The organism is Frankia sp. AvcI1 (assembly GCF_001420875.1).
GTDB lineage: Bacteria > Actinomycetota > Actinomycetes > Frankiales > Frankiaceae > Frankia > Frankia alni.
Map to the genome: position 1 here is coordinate 24,116 of NZ_LJFZ01000002.1, position 22,250 is coordinate 46,365.

A 22,250-nucleotide genomic window follows, 5' to 3' on the forward strand; every position below is an offset into this window, starting at 1 on the left:
CNCTCGCTGCGCACCAGCGAGCGCAGCAGGCGCCGGGATCGCGGCGAGGTGAGGATCCGCTCCCCGGCCCGGACCACCGGGAAGGGCAACGTGCGGTCGAACTCCTCGGCGCCGGGCGCCGCCGGCGCGACGACGACGACCCGGTCGGCGGGCAGGCCGGCGGTGAGATGACAGGCGAACGTCTGGATGCCGCCGAGGACCGGCGGGAACTTGTCCGCCACCACCAGTGTCCGCGGCAGGTCGACGGCACCCGCGGGGCCGGCCGGTCGGGAGTCGGGCGGCGCCGCCGGTGCGGGCACGGTGCCCGCCGGCAGCGCGGACTCGGCCGGCCCCGCCGGGCGGGGAGTCGGCCTCACGCGGCGTCCGGCCGGCGCAGGGGTGCGGCATGCGGCGGTGGGAGGAAGGCGTCGTCCCGTACGACGGGCAACGACGGCAGTCGGCGACCATCCATGAGGGGAGATGATTGCAGGCGGCCGGTGTGAGCTGGATGAGTGCCGCGAATGGGATGCGCCCCGCGGCGGCGGGCTGGCTGGCCGTGGCCGGTCGGCCGGCGGCGGACGTGCTCCTGCGGACGTGCTCGCGCGGACGTGCTCGCGTGGACGTGCTCGACGCGGACGGGCTCGCTCAGCGCACCGCGAAGCCGGCGTCGATCGGCAGCGCGACACCGGTGACGTACTTCGCGGCGTCCGAGACCAGCCAGGCCACCGTGTCGGAGATGTCCTCGGGCTGGAGGATCTCGATGGGCAGCGCGTTCTGCATCGCGGCGGTGGCGTTGTCCGACTCGGCGAGCAGCTTCGCCATCGACTCGTTCATCGTCATGCCGGTGGCGACGCCGGTCGGGTGGATCGTGTTCACCCGGATCNAGTGCTTGGCCAGGTCGTTCGCGAGAACCTGCATGAGCCCGACCAGACCGCGCTTGGCCGCCGTGTATGCCTGCGGGCCCGCGTCCGGGCTGCCCGTCCCCTTCAGGCCCGCGCTGGAACTGGTCAGGACGATCGCCCCGCCGCGGCCGCCCTCGATCAGCGCCGGTAAGGCGGCCCGCACCGTCTTGAAGACGCCGGTGAGGTTCGTGTCGATGACGTCCTGCCATTCGGTGAACGGGTCGGCCTCCGGCGACAGCCGGATGATGCCGGCGTTCGCGATGACGATGTCCACCCGGCCGAACGCGGCCAACCCCTCCTGGAAGGCGGCGCTGAGCCCGGCGAAGTCCCGCACGTCCGCCTGCCGGGCGACGATCCGCCCGCCGAGCTTCTCGACGAGCTCCACGGTTTCGGCGAGATCGGCCGCCGAGGCGTTCGGGTAGTCCATCGACGCGATGTCGGCGCAGATGTCCACGCCGATGATGTCGGCCCCCTCGCGGGCCAACCGCACCGCATGTGCCCGCCCCTGCCCGCGGGCGACTCCGGTGATGAAGGCGGTCCTGCCGTCGAGCGTGCCCATCCGGCACTCCTTACGGAAACGGGAAGTCCNGACGTTGGTGTGCTTCAGGTCACAAACGATATTGCGGACACCGATCGTCCGCAAGGTGCTCGCGGGCCGCCGCGCGAAGATGGACCGCGGGCGGCGGCGACACCGCAGGCGGGGGGAGACCTCGTGGGCGGCCGTCGGCATAGTCAGGCGGAAGGGGACAAGGAGATCGATGATGCAGACGACGACGGGGCAGGCGGTGCGCGGGCGGCCCCGTGACCCGGACCTGCCGGCGCGGGTCCTCGACGCGGCGCTGGCCGAGTATGCCCGATCCGGCTGGGCGGGCTTCACCATGCACGCCGTCGCCGGGCGCGCCGGGGTCGGCAAGTCGTCGATGTACCTGCGGTGGCCGACCAAGGAACAGCTCCTGGTCGACGCGATCGACGCCTACACCCGCCCGCTCGTCGTCGACCACGACACCGGCTCGCTGCGCGGGGACGTGCTCGCCCTGGCGTCGAGCCTGCTGGCCCACTTCCTCGACCCGATGGGCTGGGTGACGGTGCGCATCGCCGTGGACGCCGCCGTCGAGTCCGTCGACCTGGGCGGCTTCCACGAACGGATCGTCACGAAGCACAACGACGCGGCCCAGCGCATCGTCGACCGGGCGATCGGCCGGGGCGAGCTACCGGCGGGGGTCGACGGCCGGCCGCTGCTCGAGGGCCTGTTCGGCGGAGTGCTCCTGCACACGCTGGCGCTGCCGCCCAGCGAGCACGCCGCCGCCCGCACCGACCTCGCCGCGCACGTCACGCCGCTGGTCGACCTGCTGCTGCGCGGAGTCGGCCCGGCGGCGACCCCCGCGGTCGGCTGACCCAGTCCTCGATCGCGGCCCAGTCCTCGATCGCGGCCCAGTCCTCGATCGCGGCTCAGAACTCGAGCAGGTTGTCGCGGAACAGCTCGTGCGAGTAGGAGGTCCGCACGAGGCCGCGGCGCTGCAACGCGGGCACCAGGCCGTCGGCGATCTCGGCGACGACGCGGCGGTGCACCGGCGTGGCGATCAGGAACCCGTCCCCGCCGACCTCCGCCATGACCTCGCCCATCTGTGCGGCGACCGTGTCCGGCGAGCCGACGAGCTCGACCGACTCGACAGTGTCGTGGTCCATCACCGTCTCGCGCAGCGTCCGGCCGGCGGCGGCGTTCGCGAACCGGGTCATCGAGCTCTGGTGCCCGTTGACCCGGCCGGTCAGGTCGGGAAAGGGGCCGTCCAGATCGAACTGCGCGAAGTCGATGCCGCTGAAGTACGACATCTGGGCGAGGACCGTCTCCATCNCCTCCGGGCTGCGCTGGCGGGCCCGCCGCAGGGCCAGCAGCTCGCGCGCCTGGTCGTCGGTCTCCCCGATGACCGGGTTGACGAGGAAGAGCACCTTGCAGTCGGTCGGTTTGCGGCCGTGACGGATCATCCGGGCCGAGATGTCCTCCCGGTACGCCTTCATCCCCTCGATGCCGTGCGGCACCGCGATGATCGTGTCCGAGTGCTTCGCGGCGAACTCCCGGCCGGCCGGGGAACCACCGGCCTGGCAGACGACCGGGCGGCCCTGCGGGCCGGCGGGGGCGTTCAACGGCCCGCGGCTGCGGTGGAACCGGCCGGCGAAATCCACCGTGTGCACCTTGCGGAAGTCGGCGAAGACGCCGGCCTGCTGGTCGGCGACCACGGCCTGTGGTTCCCACGACGCGCACAGCCGGTCGACGAGATCCATCCATTCGTCGGCCATCTCGTAGCGCAGGTCGTGCTCGAAGTGCTCGTCGAGGCCGAAGTTCTGGGCCGAGCGGTGACTGCTCGAGGTGACAAGGTTCGCGCCGACCCGGCCGGCGGAAAGGTGATCGAGGGAGACCAGCATGCGGGCCGCCATGTACGGCGGGTAGAACGACGTCGACAGGGTGGCCACCAGGCCGATCCGCGAGGTCGCCTGGCTCATCACCGCGACCGCCGCCATCGGGTCCAGGCGGGGCGACTCCCAGGCGTACTTCAGGTCGACCTCCATCGATCCCCGATACGCGTCGGTGATCATCAGGCCGTCCTCGAGGATGAGATAGTCGAAACAGGCTCGTTCGAGGGATCGGGCCAGGTCGGCGTAGAAGGCGCCCCGCGTCCATTCGGCGCCGTGCGTTCCCGACCACTGGCTGTTCCAGGCCTGTGGGCCGAATCCGCCCCCGACGAACCACCCCAGGTGGAACATGTGACCTCCCTACGTCGGCATGCTGGGGCAGTGTGCGGGGGCGCCGTTTCCGTCGAATGATCCCTCCGGTTACCGCGCCATTGCGCCGCGCCGACTGGCTCGCTTCCGTGCCGCATACCGCGGCCACAGCAACGAATGCGCCGCCCCGACCGCGCCGCCCCGACCGCGCCGCCCCGACCGCGCCGCCCCGATCTCCTTCCCGGCGGGACTACCCGACCCGGACCGGGCGTCGCCGGTTGCGCGGCTGCGCCGTCCGGGTAGGCCCAGAGACAGGGCAGGGACGGGGCAGGCCGCGGCCCGACACGCCGGTTCGAGGGCTGTCGGCCATGCGGCGCGGAAGGAGCACCACGATGGTGGGCACGCTGACCGTCACGGAACGTCGCGAGTGGCTCGACTGGGCGCTGGACATCTTCGACACCCAGGTGCGGGCCGTGCCACCCGGGTCCTGGGCGGCGCCGACGCCGTGCGGACAGTGGGACGTGCGGGCGCTGGTCAACCATCTCACCGTCGAGCACCTGTGGGTTCCGCCGCTGCTGGCCGGTCTGACCCGGGGGGACATCGGCACCCGGTTCGACGGGGACCAGCTCGGGGACGATCCGGGCGCGCGCTGGACGGTGACGGCCCGCCGCAGCCGGGACGCCTGGGACCGGCCGGACGCCTGGGCATCGCTCCCGATGTTGTCGTTCGGACCCACCCCGGCGGACGAGTACGCCTTCCAGCTCACCGCCGACCTGCTCCTCCACGGGTGGGACCTGGCCCGGGCGATCGACCTCTCCGGCCGGCTGCCCGGCGACACCACGTCGGCGCGAACCGTCGGCAACAACCGGGAGCTCGTGCACTGGGTCCACGACAGTCTGCGCCGCCAGATCGACGCCTGGCGCGTCGTCGGCATCTTCGCCACGCCGGTCCCGGTGCCGGACGACGCCGACGAGTGGACCCGGCTGATCGCCCTCACCGGCCGCTCGCCGGACTGGCGTCCCCGCCTCGACCCGGGCCGGCACCTCGACCGGGGTCGGCATCCCGATGAGGGCCAGCGTTCCGACGAGGGCCAGCCTCCCGACGAGGGGCAGCGTCCCGACGGTGGTTAGGGTGTGTGTCGTTCCGTGATCACGCGTGGCTGCAGCGCGGCGCGGTTCCGCGCAACCGCGCCGCGCTGCCGGCGGGCACGACCTCGACCTCCACGATCATGCGCCCGCCTGCACGCCTGAGCTACGAACGTGGACCGAGCGTGACACGATCTAGCACAAGGGGTAGATGAGGATCGGCGCCCCCGCCCCGCCGGCCGCGGCGGTGGGCGGAGCCGAACAGCTCCGCAGCGGGACCGGGGTCGTCGGCGTGGAGGAGCCGCCGGCGTCAGGCGCCGCGTGTTTGACGGCCCCGGACGGTGCAGTCGGCGCCGAGCCCGGCGATGCTGCGCCGTCCGATGCCGCGCGGTCCGCGGACGGCCGCGCCGCCACGCCGGCGCCGTCGTCCGCGCCGAGGCGGCCGATGGCCGCGGACAACGCCCCCGCCGACCCGGCCGAGCCGCCGCCGTCGCGCCCCCAGCCCACCTGCACCCCGGACACCGCGACCAGGCCGCCGACCGCGAACGCGGCCACCGCGCTCATCACGACGACCAGCACGGCGAGCAGCCGCACGGTGCCGCGGTCCGGGGAGCCCGCCGCAGCGCTCATCCGCGCCCCCGGCGACCCGGCCCGCGGGCGGACCGCGTCGCCGGTCCCGCGCCGGCGGGAATGCGCCGGCAGCGGATGGCGATCTCGGCGTCCCTGCGCATGCGCCGACCGTAGCGGATCGAGCCGGTTCCGGGGGGACGGTGCGACGCAGGCCGCGGATGTCGGCCGAATGGCGATCCGTCGGCTGGGTGCCGATTGATGGTTAGTCCCTCGAATTTCGGGAGACAAAGCCGATATCAGCGCTGCTTGTTCCTCGTCCGTTCCCTGCGACTGCCCCTTTCCGGAGGTATCTGATGGGTCTGCGTTACACCCGCCGACCGCGGTACGGACCGTTTCACCTCAACGTCAGCGAGCGGGGGGTGTCCTCGGTCACGCTGAAGCTCGGGCGCGTCTCCTGGCGGGTCTGGTCGCGCAACCGCCGCGGCGGCCTGTCCAGCGTCGACCTGCCGGGGCCGTTCTCCTACCGGCGGGAGGGCCGCGGCCGCCGGCGAGCCGAGGGCTGATCCCGCGGGGGTCGAGGGCTGATCCGCGGGTCGAGGGCTGATCTCGCGGCGGGTCGAGGGCTGATCCCGGCGGGCGTGTGCTCAGTCGGCGGCGGCGCGCGCGGTCGGCGTGGTCGGGGCCACGATCGGGACGGGTTGCCGTTCGGCCAGCAGGATCGCGAGGTCGTCGTGCAGGGCACCGCCGGCGTGGGTCCCGAGGGCGGCGATGAGCCGGTCCAGCGCCTCCTGCTGGCCGCCGCCCCGCAGCAGGTCCAGGCGATCGTCCAGCGGAAAGAAGCGTCCCTGGGCGTCCCTGGCCTCGATCAGCCCGTCGGTGAACAGCAGCAGCCGGTCGCCGACCTCCCAGTGCGCCGTCGTGACGGTGAACCGCTCGGCGAGTCCGAGCGGGGGGCTGGGCGAGCGCAGTTCCAGCGTCGCCGACCCGTCCGCCGAGACGAGCCGCGGCGGGTGATGGCCCGCCGAGCACATGCCCAGGCGCCCATCGGGGTGGATGTCCAGGACGAGCGCGGTGACGAAGTCCTCGGGCCCGGCTTCCCGCCCCACCGCACGGGCGCACGCCGCCGCGACCTGCTCGGGATCCAGCCAGGTCACCGCGGCCTCGCGGAAGGCACCGAGCACCACCGAGGCCAGCCGGACCGCCGGCAGCCCCTTGCCCCGGACATCCCCGATGATCACCCGGATGCCGTTCGCGGTCGGCACGACCTCGTAGAGATCTCCGCCGACGGACGCCTCCCGCGCCGCCGACAGGTAGCGGGCGGCGAAGCCGGCCCCGTCGAGCTGGCCCGGAACCGCCGGCAGCAGCGCCCGCTGCGCGACCTCGGCGACGGCCTGGACGCGGTGCAGCTTCGAGCGCTGCCGCTCCCGGTACACGCAGATGTAGACCGCGATCGCGGACTGGACCAGGACCAGGATGATCGCGGCGATGTGCGGCTGCGTGCCGAAGCGGTGGTCCCAGAGTCCGGAGAGGATCGCCACGATCACCGTCAGGCCGCCGATGCCGGCGGTGATCAGTGGCGGGCAGGCGGCGGCGAGGATCAACGGCCCCAGGCCGAAGTATCCGGTCAGTGCGACGCCGGGTCCCAGATCGACGACGAGCGCCAACGTGAGCACGGCCGCCCCGGCGACGATCAGGCGTACGTTTTCCGGGCCGCCCACCGCATCGGCTCCTGCGGGCGCGGCAGGGTTCGTCCGGGCAGTTCGCATGGCTCATTCTCCCGAGCAGACCAGGCGTTCGACCACGCACCCTCGCAACCCGGCCATCAGGTGACGAAAGCCTACCCGGAAGGTCAGGCGGCGTGGGCGGCGCGTTCGCCCGGGTGATGCAGGTGCCAGCGTTCGCTGTCCTCCACCTGCGCGGCCAGGGAGATCAGCAGGGCCTCGCTGCCCGCGGGCCCCATGAGTTGGGCGCCGACCGGCAGACCCGCGGCGGTCCGGCCGGCGGGCACGTTGATGGCCGGCCAGCCCAGCACGTTCCACGGCCAGGCGAACGGGCAGGCCGCCACGATCGCCTGGTCGGTGGCCCAGTTGGTGTCGCGGTTCAGCTCCCCGACGCGTGGCGGGGGGGTCGCCGTCGTCGGCGCGAGCACCACGTCGATCCGGCGGAAGATCCGGCCGATGTTGAGCCGGGCCAGCGGCTCGGCCGCACGGGCCAGCGGCAGCAGCGGCCGCAGCGCCCGACCGGTCCGCGCGTTGGCGACCGTGCGCGGGTCGAGCTGGGACGGGTCCGCAACCCGTCCGGCCCAGTCGCGGATGCCGTCCATGGACCGCGGCAGGAAGATCGTCCCGAGTAGGCCGTAGGGCGGCTCCACCGGCACGACGTCGTGCCCGAGCCGGGCGAGCACCTCGGCCATCCGTTCCACCNCGGCGCGCACCGCCGGATCCAGACTCGCCGGCATCCCGCTGTAGGGGCGGTGCAGCGACAGCCCGATCCGCAGCCGGGGCGGGGGATGCCCGGCCGCGGACAGGAACGGCTCGGCCGGCGCCGGCGCGGAGTCCCGGTCGATGGGCAGGCTGCCGGCCAGGACGTCGAGCAGCAGGGCGCCGTCGGCGACGGTCCTGGTCAGCGGGCCGTAGACGGTGAGGCCGTTGAACTGCTCGCGCACGGGCGCGCTGGAGATGCGGCCGCGCTGCGGCTTGATCCCGACGAGATGCGTCCAGGCGGCGGGGATGCGCACCGAGCCGGCGCCGTCCGAACCGATCGCGCCGGGTACCAGGCCCGCGGCGACCGCCGCCGCCGCCCCGCCCGAGGAGCCGCCGGGGGAGTGGTCCAGATCCCACGGGTTGCGGGTCACCCCGAACGCCGGGCCCTCGGTGAACGGCCACTGGCCGAACTCGGGCGTGTTCGTCTTGCCGACGATGACGGCACCGGCGGCCTTCAACCGCCGCACCATCTCGCTGTCCCGGGCGGCCGGGGGGAACTCGCCCACGGCGCCGAACGCCGTCGGCAGACCGGCGATGTCCGTGTCATCCTTGATCGCGATCGGCACGCCGAGCAGGGGGCGGTGCCGGTCGGCCGCCGGCCCGCCGCGGCCGCGGGCCGACCCGGCCGCGAGCGCCGCGTCGGCCGCCGCCGCCTCCGCGAGCGCCTCGCGCACCCGGACCCGGCGGAAGGCGTTGAGCGTGGACTGGGTCGCCTCGATCCGGTCCAGCGCGGCCTCGACGAGCTCGTGGGAGGTCACATCGCCCCGCGCGAGGCGGGCGGCGAGGGCGGCGACGCCGTCCAGCGGGCCGTCCCGCTCCGGATCGGTGAGCGTGCCAGGTGCATCCGACATCAGCCACCCCCCTGCCGCATCGGGCCTTGCTGCCCGCACCGTAACCGACCGCGGACCGTTCGCCTCGCCCCTCGCGCGATACCTCCCATTGTCCNCCGTCGTTGCCGGTTTGGCAGAAGCATGGGGAAGAGAAGGGTTTAGTGCACATCACGTGAGATTCGGGTCATATCGCGCATCGTCGGACACGCGATGCGAGTGACGCCGTATCACGCGCGCCACATCGTGTTATCAACATCGGGGACGGGGTACCGCCGACGGAAGAACGGATCGTGAACATCTCGCGGTGGTACGGAGGTATCCCGGCGCCCACCACCGGGTCGTCTCCCGCCGCCGCGGCGGCGTCGGTGCGTCGACGCGGCAGCCCGCCGCGCCGAGACCGCGAGGGCCGCCCGGATCCGCAGGTTGTCGAGATCGGAAGACCTCGAGACGAGCAAGACGATGAGGGAGGAACCACCCGATGTCAGTGGACCCGAACGCGGCGACGCCGGACCCCGCGCCGAACACGCCGCCGGCCGGCGCGGCGCCGTCAGCCTCTGGCGGGCCCCGGCCGTCCTCGCCCGAGCCGGAACGGCCGGCCAGCGCACCCGCGCTGAACGGTCACAGCCCCGCCGCCCCGCCGCTCACCGCCACCTCGCCGTCCGCCGCGACCTCGCCGACCTCGCCGACCTCGGCTCCGGAGCCCTCCGGGCCGGGGGAGGCACCCAGCGCCCGGGAGCGGGTGGCGGTGGGCGCGGCCGAGGTGCGCGAGCGCGTCAGCGGCGCGGCCGCGACCCTCGCCCCGCACGTCGCCGCGGCGAGCGAGCGGACCCGCGGCGCGGCGGAGAAGGCCGCCGGGACCGTGCGGGAGAAGGTCGCCGAGAACCCCCGGCTGGCCGCCGCGACGGAGCGGACGATCGGTGCTCGGGACCGGGCCGTCGGCACCGTGCGGGAGCGGCTCGCCCAGCACCCGCAGGTGAACGCCACGGCTGAGAAGACCCTTGCCACCAGCGGCAAGGCGGCCCGTTCCGCCGGGCAGCGGGCCCGGAACAACCCGCGGGCCACCGGTGGCGTGCTCGCCGGCACCGCGCTGGTGCTGCTGGTCCGCCGAGCCCGCCGGCGCCGCCGCCGCAGCGCCGACTGAGCACCGCCCTGTCCGGGGTGGGTGGGTTGCCGTCCCCGCCCTCTTCCTCCGGCCTGTTCCCTCCGGGTCGGAAAAGAGGGCTCATACCGGTGTTTATGCCGATCGGGTGCGGGGACACAGGACTCAACCACCTCGGCAGGGAGAATAAAATGGTCACATTCGTCGTCGTCATGATTCTGCTCGGTCTGGTCGCCGGCGCCGTCGCTCGCGTGGTGCTGCCCGGACCTGATCCGATCGGCATTGTCGGCACCATTGTCGTGGGCATCATCGGCTCTTTCGTCGGCGGTTTCCTGGGCTACGTCCTGTTCAACAAGGACCTCGGTGAGGGCGCGCTCCAGCCGTCCGGGATCGTCGGCTCCATCATCGGTGCCATCCTGGTGCTGCTGATCTGGCGCAACGTCGGTGGCCACAGCAACAGCCGGTCGCGTGGTCGCAGCCGCCGCTACGCCCGCCGGTGACCGAACCGACCGTCGGTCACGGCGACACCCATCGGTGATCTCCGGGACTGCCGAGAAGCCGACGGCAGCGAGGTCGGCCGGCGCGGGCCCAGCCCGCCCCGCGCCGACCTCGCCCGCCGGCCCTGCCCCCCACGTTCCCCGTCTCCACCCCGCTCCCTGCTCCCCACGCCCCGCCCCCTGCACCAGCCCGCACCTGATCTCGCCGCCGGCACCCGTCCCGGCGGCTTTTCGCTGTTCCGGGTCGTGGGCGACCGGCCGACGGTATGGCCGGNATGTTCACCAATGATCTCCTTCTCGAAGGAAGGGCGCCGTTCTCCCAGGAGTCGCCTGACGGGGAAGGACGTCGAGTAGAGACAGCCGGCGATCTGTTCGATCGTCCACCCATGGTCACGAGGCGAAACCGGNCGATGTCCGNCCAGGTCGATGGTAAGAGTGCCGGGNCCGCAACCGAGATCGAGGAGTCGNCCTGTCCCGGAACGGGAGAAACGCCGCGCGACCCCCGTCAGGAAAGCCTGCGGGTAGTCAGGTGGGTGGCGAGCGTAGTACCGGGCACGTGACCAGGTCATGCAGATTCCGCGGAACCGCGCCACCGGTTCCGTGCCCGTGCCCGGCCCCCGGTCCCGGCCCCGGCCCCGGGTCCGGGTCCGGGGTCGCCGGTGGTGGTGTTCGGTGGCAGCGGCTTACCGCGAGCAGATCACCGATCGTCTGCGTCCCTGCCGGGGCCGGGGTCGTCGCCGGGGAGGTCCGGGTCGTTCGTGTGGTCGGTGGTCTCACTGAAGTCGCGAGCCCGCTGGGCGGAGTCCGCGCTTGCGCCGGAGAACAGCCGCGCGTCGTCGGCGGCGTCGGCGTGCGGGGGCTGGGGGCCGTCCGGGGCGTCGCCGGCCTCACCCGGGCCGGTCGAGCCGTCGGGGGTGCGGGGCCTCGGGGGGAGATGACTGCCGTCGCCGTCCCGGGTTGACAGGGTGATCGTGGTGATCGGCTCCCAGCCGCGGCGAGCGCCGTCGCGCTTGCGGAGTCGGTCGCCGGGCGTCCCGTCGCGGTCTTCCCGCTCGCGTACCAGGGTGCCGATGGCACCCCCGTCGCGGTCGCCGGCTCCGTTCTGGTGGCTGTTGGCACCGTAAGGGCCGGCACCACTGTGTCGCTCGTTGCCGTACCGGCTTTCGTTGCGGCGGTCGTCGGTGGCGCGCGGGCGGTCGTCGGCGGGGCCGGTGAGGTGGGCGGTGGCGTCGAACTCGATGCGGGTTCGCGGCAGTGCCCGGTGGTGGTTGCGCTGTAGCCACAGCACGAGTGCCTCCCGCACGTGGCAGCGCAGATCGAAGGTGGTCGGGCCGTCCTTGCCGCTGACCAGCACCCGGATCCGGATGTGGTCGTCGACGGCGTCGGTCACCTGCAGCACGCAGACCCGCTGGTCCCACAGGTCGGTGGCTGCCAGGACGCGGTGCATCTCGGCACGCATCTCCTCGAGCGGGACCTCCCAGTCGAGATCAAGCTCGACCGCNCCGAGCACCGCGGACTCCTTGCGGGTCCAGTTCTGGAACGGTGTCGTGGTGAAGTACGTCGACGGAAGGATCATCCGTCGGTCGTCCCAGATGTGGACGACGACGTAGGTCAGGGTGATCTCCTCGATCCGGCCCCACTCCTCCTCGACGACGACCACGTCGTCGACGCGGATGGCGTCGGTGAACGCGAGCTGCAGGCCCGCGAAGACGTTGGCCAGCGAGGTCTGGGCGGCCAGGCCCGCGACGATGCCGACGACGCCGGCGCTGGCGAAGATGCTGGCCCCGGCGACGCGCACGCTCGGGATCGTCATGAGCATCGACGCGGCGGCGATGATCGAGATGATCGCGACGGTGATCCGTCGCATCAGCGTGACCTGGGTGCGCACCCGCCGGGCATGACGGTTGTCGACGACGTCGACCCGGTAGCGCGCGAGCGCGAGCTCCTCGAAGACGAACGCCAGGACGGCGACGCACCAGCCGATCCCGGCGATCAGCAGGATGTCGCAGACGTGGATCGCCGGCTGCGTCCAGTCCTGCTCGTGGGTGGCATTGAGGCCGATGAGCAGCGCCACGAGGATCAGGGTCANCCGGACGGGCCGCCGGCCGCGGTGCGCGAGGTCGGCGACGATCTGGGAATGCCGGCCGATGCGCAGCGCGACCCGGTGCAGCAGTATGGCGGCGGCCACGGCGACGACGACCGCGCCGACCAGGACCGTCAGCACGGCAATCGTCGACTGCATGTTGGAGTAGGACAGATCGGGCGCGGCGCTTACACGCACAGGCAGGCTCCTCGTCCCTGGGGGTCATGGCTCCCCGGGTGCTCTGCCCCTGATCCGCCGGCTCATGAGGTGATCCGCGCCATACCGGCGTCGGCGTGTTAATCCGCAGCGGCTCCCGAGCCGTTCCGCCAGCCGTCGCCGGTCACCGCACGAAGGATCGATCCCATCTGCTCGTTGCGGATGNGATCGACGATGCTCGCCCACTGACGAGAGAAACCTGGGCGGCCCTCCAGCGCTGACCAGACCCACCGCAGGTCCGGCTCCAGGTGAGCGCACGGCATCCACAGGTGCAGGAGCTGCTCGATCGCCGGGCTCACCCGCGCCATCCGCGCNATCCGGTCCACCCGTCCCGGCGCCTCGTCGAGCGTGTCGACGAGGCCCTGTACGACCGTCAGCAACCAGTCGTGGCAGGCGATGTCCTCGCAGAGTGTCACCAGGGCCTCGGGCCCGCCCCGGGGAGCGTCGAGGATCAGGGTGCGGACGTTGTCGTCGTCGAGGCTGAACCGGGGCGGCGCGGGAGTAACCGTCTCGGCCCGGTCGGCGAGGTCGATGACGAACCTGAACCTGGTCCGGGCCGCGCGAAGGGGCACCGCCCCGTCGAGGGCGGGGGCCGCCTGCACCCGGTCGAGGAGGCGGCCGGCGACGGCGTCGAGATCGATGGTTCCCGGCCGTCGCGGGCCGAGAAAGCCGGCGCTGAGATCGTCGGCGGAGCCGCGCCCGATCCGTTCGATGACCCCGCGGCGGGCGAGGTAGGCGGCCCAGCCGCGCCGGCGCGTCCCGGCGGCGGGCACGACCAGCGCCCGGCTGGACGCCTGCGCGATGCGGCCGCCGGCGATGACGGCGCGGCTGACGACCGTTCCGACGCCCTCCACCCGCCGGCCGGTGCCCGACGGCAACCGGCAGTGGACTCCTTCGACGATGTCGGGCGAGACGGCTCGGGCCGACGGCCTGGTCGCCGAGCGGACCGCGGCGGCCGGCACCAGGTCGAGGATCTCCTGGGCGACCGGCTCGCTCACCGCGCCGGAGTGCCGCAGGAGCGCGGTGCGCACCCCACCCACGAGCAGGGCGAGCTCCCCGTCCCCGGTCCCGGTCCCGGCGTCGCTCATGCCGGCCTGGCGGGCTGCCGACCGCCGGGACCGGTGGCGGATGGCCGATACGTCACGGGCCAAGCAGGACGTAGGACATCCGGTCGACGATCTCGAGCGGCAACGTGATCCGTTCCGCCGCCGCGCGCCGCACGGTCTGGTCCAGCGCCGCCGGGTCGACCGCCACCTGGGACAGGATCGTGCGGACCGCGTTCTCCACCGGGAGAAACCGGCCGGCCAGCACCGAGAAGGTCCGGTAGGCGCAGAAGGGCGCCGGGTTGAGCCCGGCCTGGAGCACGGCGGGCACCTGCGACCAGTCGTCGGGCAGAGCGGCGAGGTCGGCGACCTCGGCGACCTCGGGGCGCAGCACGTCGCGGCCATGCCGGCGCAGCACGCCGAGCCGGGCCAGTTGCCACACGGCGGCGAGGTAGGCGCAGGACCAGGTCCGCTTGCCGTCCGGACCGCTCCACAGCTCGACGTCGAGGAAGATCGAGTGCAGGTGCCGGGCGTTCTCGATCGGCGGCGACCAGCCGGCCCGGCCGCCCATCGCCTGACGCGCCCCCACCACGGGGGATCNCTGGCCGTTGGTCAGCCAGCCGGTCTCGGTGACCGGTGGTCGGGAGCCGTCGGCCCCGAACGGGGGATCCGCGACCAGCGCCACCTCCACCAGCTCGGCGAGGGACCCGCCGCGGTACTCGACGAGGCCCGACTCCCGGGCGAGGTAGTCGATCGGCACCCCGGCGCGCTGGGCGGNGTCGAGCAGGCGCGGAATCGCCTCGCCGGGCCGCAACTCGGCTGTCGAATCCGCGGTCCCGGAATAGTCGTCGAGCAGCAGGCAGGTACTCACCCGCGGCCGCCCCGCGGTATTCCCCGCGATCGCGGCCATGCGAGCGCGATCGGTCCACGGGGCGATGCGGTCGAAGAAGCGGTCCAGGTCCGTCGAACGGAGGTCCTCCAGATAGAGATGACCGAGCTCGACCGACACGTGCGCCAGCGGCACCTCGCTGGTCCAGGCGACCGCGGTGGACTCTCGGTACACGGCGTCCATCGGCTCAGTCCGCGCTTCCTGGCGGCGGTGCACGGGAATGGTCATCAGGCGTCCGGCGGCGGGGAGGGCTNAGGCAGTCGGAACGGCGTGCTCGCCTCCCAGATCTCCTCGAACCGCGTCCGGCGGTCGAGAATCGTCACCGGGTGGTAGCGAAGGTTCGTCCTCGCGATGCTCAGGGTGGGCGGGATGCCCTCCAGATCGACCTCGTAGCTCACCTCGTCGTCGAAGAGGATGAAGTCCTTGAAGGTCGCCGTCCAGTCGTTCCGGGTGGACGGAGAATTGCTCAGGACCTCGTTGGTCCGTACCTCTATGCCGGCTTTGAGCTGCTTTTCGCAGGTCCGGATGAAGTCATCGCTGGCGAGAATCTCCGGATCGGTGAGGATGAAGACCCGGCGAATCTCGACGCCGCGGTCCNCCGCCGCCCGCTGCGCGTTGAGGTAGGCCCGCCCGAGCTCGGTCTTCCAGAAGCCGTCCTCGAACTTGCCCTGGCCGCCGTCGGCGGCGGTCGTGCTGGTCGCCAGGATCCGGCCGGTCGCGGCCCCCGTGAGAGCGAGCAGCCAGTTGCGATCCTCGCCCTCGCAGCTCGCCGCGTAGGCCGATCGTCGGCCGATCTCCGTCGTCAGGCCCTGGACCAGCTCGGTGAGGTCGCGGATCTCCGACACGACCAACCGGCCCAGGATAGGCGAGGGCGGCGTGAAACCCACCACGTTGTTGATCAGTCCCTGGACCGGGCGACTGCCGGTCGGCAGCACGTCCAACGCCGACCCCTCGATGGCCTCGCGCAGCCGCGTGGCATTGTTCACGTGCGAGATCATGTTCTCGGTCGAGGTCATGGAGCGTTCGACGTCGCGGAGGAACTCCACCACGAGCACGGAGCCGGCCACGAAGACCGCCAGCGNGAGCGTGGAGACCAACGACCCTCTGGCCAGCTTTGTCAGCCCGAAACTGACCGCTCCGGTCAGCAGGGCTATCGAGATTCGCTGTAGCAAGGGCCGCATTGGAATCCCCCTTTGGTCGCACCTCCTCGAAGATACTAGAGATCTCGGCTTCCGTTGCTATCGTATTTCCGTCAGGTGCCTTGCCAGGAACGTGGATCCGTGAGCTTTCTAGCAAGATCTTCGAACGCTTCACCGGTCTCCCGGTTGGCGATCTGGGTGCTACTGATGTCCAGATCCCGGATAATCTGCTCGCGCCACTGCAGCACCGGATCCAGTGGTATGGCACCGATGACCATGCTCCGGCCCAGTCGCCGACGGGCGGCGAGGTCGACCAGCTCGTTGTGGCAGCGTTGCAGCCAGGATGNCTGCTGNGCGCGCAGCGGACTAAGCAGCGGGGAATTCGGTTCCTGGACGGCGGTCCGGACGAACCTGACGCAGCTCTCCATCTCCTCCCGGGAGAGGCCGAGCCTGATCCCGTTGCTCACGATCCCGCGTTCCCCGAAGACGAGGCCGTGCGCCGCGAGGATGTGCTGCCTGGTCCACCGGTGGAAGACCAGCCAGCGGACGTCCTCGCGGCCGAGGTCCGGGGCCGCGGTCGCCTCCTGCACGAGGTCCGCCGCATACGACCGGCCGGCGCTCAGATCGATGAGGATGACGCTGAACTCCTNGGCGAGGCGGACCAGGAGCCGACGGCACCGTCCGATCATCTCCACACTGATCGGGAATTCGCCGCCGCCTTCGTCGCNGGGCACCAGGACCAGCCGCCCGGAGCCGGTCGGCCGCCGGCGCCGCGACCAGCTCGCCTGCTTCCAGACGTCGATGCGCACCGGCTCCGCCGCGTCTCCCTGGAAGTACGAGTGCGCCCCGGTCCCGGTCTTGACCCCCCGGCTCGCCGCTTCGACGTCGAAGACGGCGCCTGCCGTCGGCGATCCGAAATCGAAGTCGAGGTAGCAGACATCGTCCCCCTGCAGCGCACGGCGGTAGGCGACGTTCGTCGTCGTGACGGACCGTCCGGTTCCGCCCTTGTCCGAGGTGGCCAGGACGATCATGGCTGGATGGCCTCGTAGAACTGCGGGCGGGCCGCGTCGAGCTGGTCGAGCCGCAGGAGGATCTCCTGCAGGATCGCCTTCGCCGTGCCGGGCCGGCGCTGCGCCGCCGCGCGACCCCGTTCGATCTGCACCCCGATGCCGTCCAGCTCACGGCGCATCGCCGGGCCGGCGTCCAGCCCGCCGCCCAGGAGCTGCTTGTGGAACAGGTGCTCGNCCTCGGCGAGGAGTTCGAGTGCCTCGGTGATGGCGCGGCCACTGGTGACCGGCTCCCGCTCGATGGCGCCCACGACGGCGATGAGGCACTCCATCACCCGCTCGGTGAAGTACCACGACGGCTCGGTGCTTACCGGGGACAGATCCCGGAACGTGCGGCGGGGGTCGTCCCACAGTCCCTCGCCGGGACCTTCCTCGATCATCCTCTGTTCGATGTGATCCCAGATCCGGTCGGCCAGGTCGAGGAGCTCCTGACGCAGCTCGGCACCGCGCGCGAGCGTCGCCAGACGGACGGTCCGTTTGAGTAGCGCCGTCACGAAGTCGGCCACCGGCCAGACCAGCTCCGGCTCGCGCTCGTCGGTCTCGACCAGCCGCACGCGCAGGCCCGGGACGTGCATGTCGATCGCCGCCTCCTGGCGGGTGGCCCGGCGCGTCACCCGGCTGCGGATCGCCAGCTCGTCCAGGACCTTCGCAACCCGGCTGAGCTCGTTGTCGCTCGGCTTCTGGCGGTACAGGTCCTCGATCATCATGCCGGCGACCTGCAGGGAGTAGTAGTGGTCGTTGACCGGGATCTCGCCATCGNCCCGGACGGTCGGCCGCCAGGGGATGTCCTCCAACGCGGTGCGCTGGCTGCCGAATCCTGCGATCGTCGACCAGTACCGCTGCACCAGATCCCAGCGGAACTGGAGATTGTCGGAGAGCGCCTGCTGTGCCGCGGTCAGCAGGCCGAGACGGCGGGTGCGTTCCGAAAAGAGGTCGGCGATGCCGTCGAGGGCGGTGAGCGTGAAGTAGAGGTTCGGTCGGGATATTGCCCGTCCCGGCTTCTGGGCTGCCTCGGGGAACTCGTCGGTCCGCACCGTCGGTGCAGCACGGACGACCCCCCAGGACCAGCCGCACTCGAACAGGTGGTTTTCGTTCTCCAGGACCTCCAGGCCGGCGGTTCCGGCGGTGGCCCGCTGCAGGTCGGCGCGGATGTCGTTCAGCGAGCGCTGGAGCTGGGCAGTCAGTTGCTCCCGCGGCAGCCGGTCCTGGTCGGTGGTGCGCAACAACGTGTCGCCGGCGGCGGAGGTCGGGGAGAAGGCGTGCACGGCGAAGCTGCGCAGCAGACCGACCATCGCCGCGGTCAGTCGCTCGCTGNCCGCCTTCTCCACCCACTCGATGTCCCGCAGCAGTTGGGGCCGGCGGATGCCCGTGTTCCGGTACTCCTTGAAGAAGCCCAGGATCGCCAGGCACAGCGTGATCGACATCGACATGGAGTCGACGATTTCGACCTGCTGGCGGTCCGGGGGGAGTTCGTCGCCCTGATTGATCGCCTGTAGGTATGACCCGCCGTGGAAGACCGGGATGCCGTCGTCGTCGCGGTACCGGCGCAGGAAGGCACTGACCGCGCCGAGAAGCACCTGGGGCACGTCGACGGCCTCACCCAGGGGGCGCAGTGCCTCGGCGACGTCACGCGCGGTCAGGTCCGGCTGCTCCAGCCGGAAATNGGGTGACTCCGTCGTGGCCGGATACATCAGACAGAGGAGCTGCTCGGCGTCGGCGGTCGAGTTCGGTTCGGCCCGCCCGCCGAAGACCCACTCGCCCTTCACGTACGAGTACGCGGCCGCAGCCTGCCAGAGATCGAGGAGCAACTGTCGCGGTTGAATCTTCNCCTGTTNCCNCCGCCCCCGCCGGTCCGCCGTTTCCGGCGCCTGGTCAGCGTTCTGCCGCCCGGCCGAGGGCGACCATCATGCCGGTGTATCCCGGACGTAGCGACTCGCTGGAGACCCGGCTGATCTGCAGATCGGTCGTGCGGGTTTCCAGGCAGCGCCGAACCTCGGGCATCCCAACCTCCACGGCCGGGAACTTCAGGCCGCTGACCTCGTAGCCCTTGGAGTTCTCCATGTAGGCCATCGCGAAGGGCGCGCCAGGTCGCAGCGCGCCCAGAAAGCGATTCACCGCCTCCTCGAACTCGCCGTGATGACCCGAGATCGAGCAGGCGACGAAGAACATCGTGCCCANCTCCCACTCGCCGGCCGGAAGACCGAACAGGTTACCCTTCTGCACACGCGCCGCCGACGCCAACCGCCCGCGGGGGTCGCCGATGCTCCGATACGGGGCACGCGAGGTCANCACCGTCCAGAACGGATCCCAGGTCGGTGCGTATCCATGGGCCACCTCCTTTTCCAACCAGGCCACGTTCTGGGTGGAGTGCTCGACCAGGGTGATCTCCTGGCACCACGGCAGCATCGACAGCGCTGGATAGAGATTGGGGCCCGTGCCCACGTCTATCCCGCGCACCGGTCGGGACGGTCCCACACTCACGAAGAAGTCCCGGACCAGCCCGAGAATGAGTCGGTCGTCATCGCGGAGCGTGTGGTAGTTGTGGCTGAAGTAGGCCGTCGGATCGAAGTCGTCCCACGGAGCATCCGAGTTGTGTGCCACGTTCACTCCTTGGTCCGCCTCCGGAAGCGGATCAGTCCGCGTGGTCATCGGACGCGCCTCCGCGGCCGGTGGTGGGCGTAGCCGGGCCCGGGCGGCGCCGTCGTGGGAGACAGGATCCCGGCGAGCGTGTCCGGCGGTCGAGGAGGCGCCGCGGGATGGTGCGCCGAGGCGCCGCGACCCGATCGGCGGCACACCGCGCCCGCCGGCCGCCGGTGTGGGCATCCGGCGTCCGCCGGCCGGTGCGGGCAGGCGCCGGTCGGCGCGGTAGGACGGGAGGCCGGCGCGGTAGGACGGGAGGTCGGCGGGCGGCTCAGCGCGGGGTGGACGGCGCGTCGGCGCGATCCGGCGCGACGGCGCCGACATCCACCGTCCGGACGGGCGTCGACGAGACCTCTGCGGACCACGAGCGAATGATCGCCTGGGTCAACCGACAGGTCATCAGGACCCGGTTCTCGCCGGAGCCGAAGTAGTCCACTTCCTTGGAGGTTCGATGGAAACCGAGGCTTTCGTAGAGATTGGTCGCCACGATGTTCTCCTCGCGGACGGCCAGTCGCACGTGCTGAATGCCGTGCTCGAACAGCAGCGTCAACGCGTCGCAGGCGAGTCGGCGCCCGATGCGGTGCCCGCGAAGCCCCGGGACGACCCCAAGGCCCTGGAACCAGCCGATATCCGACGTACGTGACGTCATGGTCAGGNAGTAGCCGCAGAGCCTGCCGTCGATGCGCGCGACGAGGATCTCCCCGGAATGCGCGTCGAAGAGCTGCCGGAGAGCGAAGTACGGGTACGCCAGCTCGCCGAAGACCTCCCGGTCGACCGCGTGCAGAGGAAGGAGATCCTCTCTCTCGACCAAGCGCACTTCGAGCCGCGACTCCACTGTGAATCCCTCCAGCACCGCCGGGACGGCCTCGACAACACTGTCCGCTCCCGAATCGGCGCCGCGAGGTCGCACGAGCGGCATGGCCGGTCGGCAGTGTCGAGCCGGACACGCCGGGGACGAGACGGAGCCTCGGGCTCCATCCCCCGGGCATTCGAAGACTACCGCGCCCGTGGTGCCTCGGCGTCGGAGCATGGGCGGAGACACCCGTCGCTGGTCCCGCAGGAAAGACCATGGTTCACATGATGCGACAATGAGGGCGCTTACGTGGAGGACTGGTGGTTTTTTGCTTTGCACTTAGATGTGTGTGATGCTGCCGCGGTGCCCCGCTGTGTGGGGGGAGACCTGTCTCCCGGTGCGATTGATGTGGTTACCAGGTCATGGTGGGCTGGCCATGCTGCCGTGCCGGGGTGCAGCGCCTGCCGGTCGGCTCAGCGCTCGCGCGGCGGCAGGAAGCGGTACATGACGTAGAGGTCGACGTTGCCGAGCCAGGGATGGCGGTAGGCGGCGGGTAGCGTGCCGACCTGGCGGAACGCCAGCGACCGCCACAGCGAGACCAGCTTCGGGTTCGCCGCGACGACGTGAACCTGCATCGCCTGGTAACCCAGGTCCGTGGCGTAGTCGATCATCTCCTCGGCGGCCTGGCGGCTGACNCTCTCCCAGTGACCGCCGGCACGCCCACGGGTGGGGGACGCCGGGCCGCCGTAGGGCCCGTGATCCTCGTACGGACCGGCGCCGGCGCGCGGCCCCCCCTGGTCGATCCGCTTCGGATCGACCAGCAGCATCGCCTGCGCCACGTGGTTGCCGAGGCCCGGCAGGCTCGGCGTCAGCAGCGCGGTCGCGACGACGGTCGTCGCGCCCGGGGCCCGGTCCGCCACCTGCGCCACCTGCGCCGCCCCGTCCGCCTCGACCTCCTCCTCCATGACCAGCACCTCGGCAGGCGGCGGGAGCATCCAGACGGCGCGGGCGGTCTCCTCACCGGTGTCGGGCTCCCAGGGGCAGGTTTCACCCTCGATCACGACGGCCCGCCACACCGGCCAGATCCTGTCCCAGTCCTCCTCGGACGCCCGCCGTATGCGCACCTGTCCGATCCTGCCCGTTCGCCGCATCGCGCGGGTAACGGCGATGCGACGCCGGCGCCCGCGGTCCGGCGTGAGCGCGGCGAGATCTGCCCGTGGACGGGACGAAACAGACCGGGACTACAGTCCCCGCATCGTGCCGGGACCGCGTCTGCCGGCCGTGGCCCTACTGGAGGGTGCGATGCGAGTTCCCCGGCCGCCCACCGCCTGGGTCGCGACCCTGTCCACGAGCTGGAGCGGCTCCGCCCGCGAGGCGATTCTGCGCGAGCTGAAGCGGGTGATCCTCGACGGCGCGGCGGCGCCGGGCCTGCCCATCCCCGTCGACGAGGTGGCCGCGCGCTACCAGGTGAGCCGGATTCCGGTCCGGGAGGCGCTGATGAGCCTCGTCGGGGAGGGCCTGGTGGAGCACCGCTCCCGGGCGGGCTACACCGTCGCGACACTCACCCCGGGCGAGCTGCGCGAGTTCTACCTGGTGCGAGAGGCGCTGGAGGCGGCGGCCCTCGGCGCCGCGGTGCGCCGGGCGACCGCCGCGGACGACGCGCTGGTCTCCCAGGCGCATGCCGCCACGTCGGAGGCGATCCGGGCGGGTGACTCCCGCGGCCACCACCGGGAGAGCCGGCGGTTCCACCTCGCGCTCGTCAACGCGGGCGGCATGCCGCGCCTGGCGCGCATGTTCGAGTCCGCCTGGAACATGACCGAGCCCGCCCGGNCGATGGACTACGCCTCACGGGACGCCGTGGACCTGCTCAACGACGACCACGAACGGATGCTGCACGCCTTCCGGGCCCGCGACGCGGCCGCGCTGCTGGAGGTCTCGCGCCTGCACCACGGCCGCCTGCAGAACTTCGTGCTGGCCCTGCCGGAGTCCGGCGAGCTCGGCCAGGGCTGAGCGGCCCCCGGGGAGACGCAGACGGGCCGGCGATGTGGCGGCCCGCCGATGGTCCGGGCTGGTCCGGATATATCTGTCGCGTCATTCGACAGAAACATCGCCGCCCTACGCTTTCTCGACAGCAGCCGGACACCGGAATCATCTCGCTCGACCAGGGCGGTCCGGTGCCGATGCCGGCCGTGATGCCGGCGACCCGTCGGTGCATTC

At 71.9% G+C, this 22,250-nt stretch carries 11 protein-coding genes and 25 pseudogenes; 7 read left to right on the top strand and 29 right to left on the bottom strand.

Annotated elements, in window-relative coordinates; genetic code table 11:
* Positions 1-2: 2 nt before the first annotated feature.
* From UK94_RS37300 to UK94_RS02305, 3 genes and pseudogenes are all read right to left on the bottom strand, one after another.
* Positions 3-299 (bottom strand): annotated as a pseudogene (locus UK94_RS37300) (glycosyltransferase family 1 protein); the annotation flags it as partial.
* A gap of 325 nt (positions 300-624) precedes the next feature.
* A partial coding sequence (locus tag UK94_RS37305) for an SDR family oxidoreductase (RefSeq protein ID WP_235486249.1) occupies positions 625-862 on the bottom strand: 238 nt, incomplete at its 5' end.
* Between the two features lies 1 nt (position 863).
* A pseudogene (locus UK94_RS02305) lies at positions 864-1,440 on the bottom strand (SDR family mycofactocin-dependent oxidoreductase); the annotation flags it as partial.
* Between the two features lie 202 nt (positions 1,441-1,642).
* Between UK94_RS02305 and UK94_RS02310 the strand changes: the two are divergent.
* A complete protein-coding gene (locus tag UK94_RS02310; protein ID WP_235486251.1) occupies positions 1,643-2,275 on the top strand; it encodes a TetR/AcrR family transcriptional regulator in 633 nt (210 codons plus the stop codon).
* A gap of 55 nt (positions 2,276-2,330) precedes the next feature.
* Here the strand turns inward: UK94_RS02310 and UK94_RS37310 are convergent.
* A pseudogene (locus UK94_RS37310) lies at positions 2,331-2,733 on the bottom strand (FMNH2-dependent monooxygenase); the annotation flags it as partial.
* 1 nt (position 2,734) lies between these two features.
* Positions 2,735-3,641: pseudogene (locus UK94_RS02315) on the bottom strand (NtaA/DmoA family FMN-dependent monooxygenase); the annotation flags it as partial.
* A gap of 350 nt (positions 3,642-3,991) precedes the next feature.
* On the opposite strand from UK94_RS02315, the gene UK94_RS02320 reads away from it, so the two are divergent.
* Complete coding sequence (locus UK94_RS02320) at positions 3,992-4,729, top strand: TIGR03086 family metal-binding protein (RefSeq protein WP_041938670.1); 738 nt, start codon at positions 3,992-3,994, stop codon at positions 4,727-4,729.
* 150 nt (positions 4,730-4,879) lie between these two features.
* Here the strand turns inward: UK94_RS02320 and UK94_RS02325 are convergent, their stop codons facing one another.
* The gene (locus UK94_RS02325) at positions 4,880-5,314 is read right to left on the bottom strand and encodes a hypothetical protein (RefSeq protein ID WP_011601617.1); all 435 of its coding nucleotides are present in this window, start codon (positions 5,312-5,314) and stop codon (positions 4,880-4,882) included.
* A 293-nt stretch (positions 5,315-5,607) separates the two neighbouring features.
* Here UK94_RS02325 and UK94_RS02330 point away from each other — a divergent pair, with 293 nt between their 5' ends.
* Positions 5,608-5,817, top strand: a complete 210-nt coding sequence (locus tag UK94_RS02330) for a DUF4236 domain-containing protein (RefSeq protein ID WP_011601618.1) — start codon at positions 5,608-5,610, stop codon at positions 5,815-5,817.
* A gap of 81 nt (positions 5,818-5,898) precedes the next feature.
* Here UK94_RS02330 and UK94_RS02335 read toward each other — a convergent pair whose 3' ends face one another.
* The 3 genes and pseudogenes from UK94_RS02335 to UK94_RS37320 form a co-directional block, all read right to left on the bottom strand.
* Positions 5,899-6,972: a PP2C family protein-serine/threonine phosphatase gene (locus UK94_RS02335; protein ID WP_308203095.1), complete on the bottom strand. Its 1,074-nt coding sequence runs from the start codon at positions 6,970-6,972 to the stop codon at positions 5,899-5,901.
* A 131-nt stretch (positions 6,973-7,103) separates the two neighbouring features.
* Positions 7,104-7,677: amidase family protein (locus UK94_RS37315; RefSeq protein WP_268761189.1), on the bottom strand; the 574-nt coding region annotated here is incomplete at its 5' end.
* Position 7,678: 1 nt separating this feature from the next.
* A pseudogene (locus UK94_RS37320) lies at positions 7,679-8,588 on the bottom strand (amidase family protein); the annotation flags it as partial.
* Positions 8,589-9,045: 457 nt separating this feature from the next.
* Here UK94_RS37320 and UK94_RS02345 point away from each other — a divergent pair.
* Positions 9,046-9,708, top strand: a complete 663-nt coding sequence (locus UK94_RS02345; protein WP_011601621.1) for a hypothetical protein — start codon at positions 9,046-9,048, stop codon at positions 9,706-9,708.
* 149 nt (positions 9,709-9,857) lie between these two features.
* The gene (locus UK94_RS02350; protein WP_011601622.1) at positions 9,858-10,166 is read left to right on the top strand and encodes a GlsB/YeaQ/YmgE family stress response membrane protein; all 309 of its coding nucleotides are present in this window, start codon (positions 9,858-9,860) and stop codon (positions 10,164-10,166) included.
* Between the two features lie 694 nt (positions 10,167-10,860).
* Here the strand turns inward: UK94_RS02350 and UK94_RS37325 are convergent.
* The 20 genes and pseudogenes from UK94_RS37325 to UK94_RS34525 all read right to left on the bottom strand — a co-directional run.
* A pseudogene (locus UK94_RS37325) lies at positions 10,861-11,664 on the bottom strand (mechanosensitive ion channel family protein); the annotation flags it as partial.
* A gap of 1 nt (position 11,665) precedes the next feature.
* Positions 11,666-12,251, bottom strand: a pseudogene (locus tag UK94_RS37330) (mechanosensitive ion channel); the annotation flags it as partial.
* 1 nt (position 12,252) lies between these two features.
* Positions 12,253-12,444: pseudogene (locus tag UK94_RS37335) on the bottom strand (mechanosensitive ion channel family protein); the annotation flags it as partial.
* A 1,158-nt stretch (positions 12,445-13,602) separates the two neighbouring features.
* On the bottom strand, positions 13,603-14,105 hold a 503-nt coding region (locus UK94_RS37340; protein WP_235486253.1), incomplete at its 5' end, for an SCO2522 family protein.
* 1 nt (position 14,106) lies between these two features.
* Positions 14,107-14,282 (bottom strand): annotated as a pseudogene (locus UK94_RS37345) (hypothetical protein); the annotation flags it as partial.
* A 1-nt stretch (position 14,283) separates the two neighbouring features.
* A pseudogene (locus UK94_RS37350) lies at positions 14,284-14,622 on the bottom strand (hypothetical protein); the annotation flags it as partial.
* 1,024 nt (positions 14,623-15,646) lie between these two features.
* A pseudogene (locus UK94_RS37355) lies at positions 15,647-15,879 on the bottom strand (ParA family protein); the annotation flags it as partial.
* 8 nt (positions 15,880-15,887) lie between these two features.
* Positions 15,888-16,182, bottom strand: a pseudogene (locus UK94_RS37360) (ParA family protein); the annotation flags it as partial.
* A 1-nt stretch (position 16,183) separates the two neighbouring features.
* A pseudogene (locus tag UK94_RS37365) lies at positions 16,184-16,260 on the bottom strand (hypothetical protein); the annotation flags it as partial.
* Position 16,261: 1 nt separating this feature from the next.
* Positions 16,262-16,564, bottom strand: a pseudogene (locus tag UK94_RS37370) (ParA family protein); the annotation flags it as partial.
* A pseudogene (locus UK94_RS37375) lies at positions 16,561-16,777 on the bottom strand (hypothetical protein); the annotation flags it as partial. The pseudogenes UK94_RS37375 and UK94_RS37370, both read right to left, overlap by 4 nt.
* Position 16,778: 1 nt before the next feature.
* Positions 16,779-17,359: pseudogene (locus UK94_RS37380) on the bottom strand (hypothetical protein); the annotation flags it as partial.
* Between the two features lies 1 nt (position 17,360).
* Positions 17,361-17,914: pseudogene (locus UK94_RS37385) on the bottom strand (hypothetical protein); the annotation flags it as partial.
* A 1-nt stretch (position 17,915) separates the two neighbouring features.
* A pseudogene (locus tag UK94_RS37390) lies at positions 17,916-18,263 on the bottom strand (hypothetical protein); the annotation flags it as partial.
* Between the two features lies 1 nt (position 18,264).
* A pseudogene (locus UK94_RS72615) lies at positions 18,265-18,423 on the bottom strand (hypothetical protein); the annotation flags it as partial.
* Positions 18,424-18,472: 49 nt separating this feature from the next.
* A pseudogene (locus tag UK94_RS37400) lies at positions 18,473-18,777 on the bottom strand (methyltransferase); the annotation flags it as partial.
* Between the two features lies 1 nt (position 18,778).
* Positions 18,779-18,888 (bottom strand): annotated as a pseudogene (locus UK94_RS37405) (methyltransferase); the annotation flags it as partial.
* A 1-nt stretch (position 18,889) separates the two neighbouring features.
* Positions 18,890-19,564, bottom strand: a pseudogene (locus UK94_RS75690) (hypothetical protein); the annotation flags it as partial.
* Positions 19,565-20,506: 942 nt separating this feature from the next.
* Positions 20,507-20,728 (bottom strand): annotated as a pseudogene (locus UK94_RS37415) (acetyltransferase); the annotation flags it as partial.
* 1 nt (position 20,729) lies between these two features.
* Positions 20,730-21,157 (bottom strand): annotated as a pseudogene (locus UK94_RS34525) (acetyltransferase); the annotation flags it as partial.
* A 178-nt stretch (positions 21,158-21,335) separates the two neighbouring features.
* Here UK94_RS34525 and UK94_RS02400 point away from each other — a divergent pair.
* A partial coding sequence (locus tag UK94_RS02400; RefSeq protein WP_235486255.1) for a GntR family transcriptional regulator occupies positions 21,336-21,863 on the top strand: 528 nt, incomplete at its 3' end.
* Position 21,864: 1 nt separating this feature from the next.
* A pseudogene (locus UK94_RS37420) lies at positions 21,865-22,043 on the top strand (GntR family transcriptional regulator); the annotation flags it as partial.
* Positions 22,044-22,250 lie beyond the last annotated feature (207 nt).